Consider the following 948-nt stretch of genomic DNA (forward strand, 5'->3'; position numbering starts at 1 on the left):
ATGCAGGTGCGTGCGGCGCATCTTGCGGGCGTACTCCAACTGATACTGGCTGTGGGCGTACTCGCAGAGGTGGTGAGGCGCTTTGTCTTCGGCAGTGAGCCTGAGTCGCTGGTAATGATGGGGATTGCGTTCATCGCATTGATCGCCAACACCACCTGTCTGCTGCTGATATCCAAACATCGGAAGGGCGGTGCCCACATGAAGGCGAGCTGGATATTCTCAGCCAACGATGTGGTGATCAATCTGGGGGTCATTACCGCTGGCGCCCTGGTCGCGTGGACTGGCTCCAATTATCCGGACCTTATCATCGGCAGCATCGCGGGGATTATCGTACTCAACGGTGCCAGGCGCATCCTGGCGCTCAAGGGTTAAACAATGTCCATCGTTACCAAAAAACTCTTGCCGTATGGCCTGCTGGCTATTTCGGGCCTGATTGCGGCGTCTGATCAGGTTGTAAAATGGTCGGTCCAGCAGTCAATGGCGTATGGCGAGTCGATTCCGGTGACCCCGTTCTTTAACTGGGTGCATGTCTGGAACACCGGTGCCGCATTCAGCCTGTTTGCCGATGGCGGAGGTTGGCAGCGGTACTTTCTTATCTCAGTCGCGGTAGTTGTCTCGATTGTACTGATCGGGCTGATTCTTCAGTGCCGCCGCAGGGGAGAAGCCATCGCGTACAGCCTTATTCTTGGCGGTGCCATGGGCAACCTGATTGACCGGATATTTCGTGGCTATGTTGTGGATTCCTTTGATGTCTATTGGCAATCCTGGCACTGGCCAGCCTTTAACCTTGCCGATATCGCCATTGTGCTGGGCACCGTGCTTTTCCTCTATGTCAGTTTTATACCCGAAAAATCGGGCACGAACGTCGAGCTCGATGGATCAGGCTAAAAAACATCTGACAAACGCCTTGACCTTAAAGTTGACTTTAAAGATATCGTCTGTACTGAC

General features: G+C 53.8%; 2 protein-coding genes. Both read left to right on the forward strand.

Annotation, left to right across the window (positions count from 1 at the left end):
- The coding region (locus B2590_RS02955; protein WP_286847838.1) for a cation transporter at positions 1-372 on the forward strand (372 nt) is incomplete at its 5' end.
- A 3-nt stretch (positions 373-375) separates the two neighbouring features.
- The gene (lspA, locus tag B2590_RS02960) at positions 376-888 is read left to right on the forward strand and encodes a signal peptidase II (protein ID WP_286847840.1); all 513 of its coding nucleotides are present in this window, start codon (positions 376-378) and stop codon (positions 886-888) included.
- Positions 889-948: the final 60 nt, after the last annotated feature.

It is taken from the genome of Marinobacter sp. UBA3604 (genome assembly GCF_002375325.1).
Taxonomy (GTDB): Bacteria; Pseudomonadota; Gammaproteobacteria; order Pseudomonadales; family Oleiphilaceae; genus Marinobacter; species Marinobacter salarius.